This window comes from Streptomyces sp. AP-93, assembly GCF_022808175.1.
Classification (GTDB): domain Bacteria; phylum Actinomycetota; class Actinomycetes; order Streptomycetales; family Streptomycetaceae; genus Streptomyces.
The window spans coordinates 1-3,784 of sequence record NZ_JALGBX010000064.1; the positions used below are offsets into that span (position 1 = coordinate 1).

The window sequence follows — 3,784 nt, forward strand, 5'->3', positions numbered from 1 at the left end:
CTGTTGAGTTCTCAAGGAACGGACGCTTCCTTTGTACTCACCCTCTCGGGCTTTCCTCCGGGCTTTCGTTCTGTTCTTGCGTTTCCGACTCTATCAGACTCTTTCGTGTCCGATTCCCGGTCGAAGCGGGTTTCGCTTTCCAGTTCTTCGCTTTCGCGTTTCCCTTTCCGGCGAGTCCGACTCTATCAGAAGTTTTCCACCGGATTTCCCGGCTTCAGATTCCTGGATGAGGAGTCGAGGGTGCCCACTCTGAATTGCTTCTTTGGGGGCCGGCTGCCGAACTTGTCCAGTTCCAGGCAACCGTTTGACTCTACATCACGCCCCCTGCACCGTCAAAATCGGCGCGACACGGCACCCCACCGTCGTGTAGGACGGCCGCCACCAGCTGGACGCCCACCTGGTCGAGGTGTTCTGCGACTGCCCCTCCCCCCTCACCGAGCGGGGAGGTAGCGCTCTCAGTGACGGGCTCCGGTCGCCCGCTGATGGGTCGAGCGGATGAGGACGGAGACAAGGGCAGCCAGGTCTGCCGCGCCGGCGGCGTCGTCCGCGTAGCGCGTGGTCTGCAAGGGACCTACCTGATCCAGCCGGACACCCTCCAGCTCCAGGACATAGGCGAGGGTGAGCATGGCAAGGCGGGCGTTGCCATCCGGGAAGGGGTGGAAGAAGGCCACGTCCAGGTAGGCCCTGGCCGGCACGGGAGGCCAGGGGGCACCCTCGGGTCAGCGCTCTCGCGCAGACAGTGCTCCAGGTCCCGCTGGGTGTGCGGCGTAAGTCCGTAGCGCTCCCGGCCGCCCTTGGCGAAAGCATCGCCCTGCCGGGAACGGGACCTCAGGCAGGCCAAGGACAAGCCGCTGCCATCCAGCCAGAAGCACGCAGGTGAGGAGACGCCAACGAGAAGCGTCCTCGCGCACCTGAGTCAGCGCCGCGAGCAAGAGGTCGCCTCGAGCCGGATTCGAGGAGCTGGCCCCCGCACCGCACCAGACGCCGAGGCCGTCCACGGCCGCCTCGACCGGGGCCGGCGTCTCACCGGCCGCGGAAGCCCAGTCGATCTGGTTCCTGACACGGCACCAGCCGGCCAAGGCGTCAGCGGTCACGGTACGGCTGCTCCCCGGTCAGTCCTACGGCGAGATCCTCTCCCACGGCGTCGACCAAGGTCCCCGACGGTGTCGTCCAGCTCTTGAACCGTCCACCGATCGCGGCATCGACCGCGTCCTTCGCGGGCTCCGGCCCCATGCCCGTGGAAGAGAGGAACCACGTCAGGACCGTGTGGCAGAGCCCGTACCAGCCGCACTCGGCACCCGTGCGGTCGACGACCACCGTCACCAGTCGGGTAGCCGCCCGTTCCAGATGCCAGCTGCGATCCTCGGCATCCACCCCGGCGGGCGGCGCCGGCTGGGCGAACCGCTCGGCCAGCTCCTCCAGCCAGTCGCGCCACTCCAGCAGCGACGCGACCACCCTTGCGGCCGTCGCTGCGGACTCACCCACGGAATGGGAGGTGCAGCCGGGCTGCCAGAAGGTCCCGTGACCTCGGTGATGAAGCGGTGCCGCGCCTCCCGCCCGGCATCCGCAGCAGGAACCATCGAGGCGATCACTTCGGCGACCTGAGAGCCCTCCTCGTCGTCCCAGTCGAAGGGAACCAGGTCGGGATCGACGGCAAACCACGGCAACCAGGCCGGGCCGAGCTCGTAATCGATGGCCGCGGGCGCCCCTGCGCCCGGCGCCACCGTCCCATCGACCAGCTGCGTGAGCGACCACCCGCACCCCCGCACCCCCGCACACCAACGTCGCGGAGACCACGGGGCCGTTCCCGGGTACGGGCCCCACGACGACGGGCGCCCAGCACGGCGTGGTGCCGCCGGCGGACGAGGAGCCCAACGCCCCTTCCCCCTCCCCGCGTTCGCTGCTCTGAGCAGCCCTCCATCACGGACTTGGCACTGCAAGCAGCTGGCGGGCAGTTGCGGGCAGCGACCTCAAATCCGGGTGCGGCAGGGTCGCTCCTCTGCGATAGTCCCGGGCTGTGAACAGTGCTGAGCTTGTAATTCGGCGTGCGACGGACTCTGATGCGGCCGGCATGGCCGATACCTGGCTGCGTTCCTTCAGAACCGCGCTGCCGACCGTACGTCTTGCGCACGGCGACGAGGAGGTACGGGACTGGTTCTCGTCCGTGGTCGTACCGGAGTACGAGACCTGGATAGCAGCAGCCGACGGCTCCGTGGCCGGGCTCCTCGTGCTCGACGGCGAGGAGCTGGAACAGCTCTACCTGGATCCGTCGTGGCGGGGAAAGGGCCTGGGCGACCGGCTCGTTGCTCTGGCCAAGCAGCAGCGGCCGGATGGACTGGGACTGTGGACCTTCCAGGTCAACGGACCGGGTCAGCGGTTCTACGAGCGGCACGGCTTCGTCGCGGTGGACCGTACCGACGGACTGTGCAATGAGGAGCGCGAGCCGGACGTCCGCTACGTCTGGCGGCCTCAGGCATAGGAAGGAGTGGGCCTGTCCCGCAGCCGGCTCCAGCTAGTGCTGTGACCGGAAACGAACCTACTCAGGCTGACCGAGCAGGAGGGGCAGAAGCTGCAGCGGATCGTACGGCGGGGCAGCACCAGCACGGTGCGCCTCCGCGGGCGATGATGCTGCTGGCCTCGACTCGCGGGAAGTGCGTCCCGGTCATCGCGAATCTCGTGCAGGCGGACGAGGACACCGTCCGAGACGTGATCCACCGCTTCAACGAGATCGGGCAAGCCCTTCACCCACTGGTCGATCCGCAAACTCGCCGACCACCTGCGCCGCAACGCCGCTCGTCCGATACGGATCGGTCGCGAGGCCCTGCGGACGCTGCTGGTCCACCGCGGAAGCACCTTCCAGCGCACGAAGACCTGGAAGGAGTCCGCCGACCCGGACTTCGACACCAAGCTGGACCGGATCGAGTACGCGCTGACCGAGCGCCTCGAGAAGACCTTCGCCTTCGACGAGTTCGGGCCGCTCGGCATCCATCCGACCGCCGGCTCGTGCTGGGCCAGGCAGGGGAAACCCGACCGACTGCCGGCGACCTTTCACCGCACCCACGGAGTCACCTACTTCCACGGCTGCTACTCGGTCGGCGACGGCACCCTCTGGGGCATCAACCGCCACTCCTCCGTCCTGGCCGCCCAGCGGCGCGAACGCGCCCGTGTCCGCAGCGAGAGGGGTATCCGGTGGGGTGGCCGACCACTGGCAGCAGCGGTCTGAGGGTCCCCGCCACGACGGTCTACTCGGCCATCTCCTCGGGAGAACGACGGGTGATCTTCTTGCCCGCTTCCGTCTCCACCAAGGTCACTGCACCGATCCAGTTGCCGTCGTCCGGGTACTCCCAGTTGGACGCGTCTTCCAGGACCGCCGGAAGCTGATCACGAGACACCAACTCCCCGGGCTGGAAGCCCTCCTTCCCTGACGGGGATGTCCACGGCGCGACTCGACGAACCTCGATCCATCCACGATCGATGAGAGTGAGCAAGATCCGTGCCAGCTCCTTCACGGGCCGGGACTGATCGACATCGTCGAGATCTCCCCAGACACCGGCCAGGATGTCGATCTCATACGAATTAACCATGAAGGCTTCCTCGGACTTGGTCAACGCCTGCCACTCGCGCTCGCTCATTCACCGATCATCGCAGGCCACCTCGCTGATCGTTTCTGGTCACAGCACTAGCCATGCCCGAGCTGAAACCGAAAAGGTCCGTAAACGCAGAAAAGCCCCGCACCGAACCCTATAAGGGTTGGTGCGGGGCTTTCCCACAATGATTGTTCGGC

Annotated in this window: 4 protein-coding genes and 1 pseudogene; 2 read left to right on the plus strand and 3 right to left on the minus strand. The window is 67.0% G+C overall.

Going from position 1 to position 3,784, the window contains the following annotated elements; translation table 11 throughout:
* Nucleotides 1-455 precede the first annotated feature (455 nt).
* Nucleotides 456-695, minus strand: coding sequence for a hypothetical protein (locus MTF69_RS42545; protein WP_243342196.1), 240 nt, complete (start codon nucleotides 693-695; stop codon nucleotides 456-458).
* A gap of 388 nt (nucleotides 696-1,083) precedes the next feature.
* Nucleotides 1,084-1,485, minus strand: coding sequence for a hypothetical protein (locus tag MTF69_RS42550; protein ID WP_243342197.1), 402 nt, complete (start codon nucleotides 1,483-1,485; stop codon nucleotides 1,084-1,086).
* Nucleotides 1,486-2,071: 586 nt separating this feature from the next.
* Between MTF69_RS42550 and MTF69_RS42555 the strand changes: the two genes are divergently transcribed.
* Both MTF69_RS42555 and MTF69_RS42560 read left to right on the plus strand, forming a co-directional pair.
* A complete protein-coding gene (locus tag MTF69_RS42555; protein WP_243342198.1) occupies nucleotides 2,072-2,479 on the plus strand; it encodes a GNAT family N-acetyltransferase in 408 nt (135 codons plus the stop codon).
* 66 nt (nucleotides 2,480-2,545) lie between these two features.
* Nucleotides 2,546-3,223 (plus strand): annotated as a pseudogene (locus MTF69_RS42560) (transposase).
* Between the two features lie 19 nt (nucleotides 3,224-3,242).
* Here MTF69_RS42560 and MTF69_RS42565 read toward each other — a convergent pair.
* On the minus strand, nucleotides 3,243-3,632 hold the full coding sequence (locus MTF69_RS42565) for a hypothetical protein (RefSeq protein WP_243342199.1): 390 nt from the start codon (nucleotides 3,630-3,632) through the stop codon (nucleotides 3,243-3,245).
* Nucleotides 3,633-3,784 lie beyond the last annotated feature (152 nt).

Bases quoted from the DNA above. Each gene is read 5' to 3' on its own strand.
- MTF69_RS42555 (WP_243342198.1), top strand. From the start codon at position 2,072: ATGGCCGATACCTGGCTGCGTTCCTTCAGAACCGCGCTGCCGACCGTA.
- MTF69_RS42565 (WP_243342199.1), bottom strand. From the start codon at position 3,632: ATGAGCGAGCGCGAGTGGCAGGCGTTGACCAAGTCCGAGGAAGCCTTC.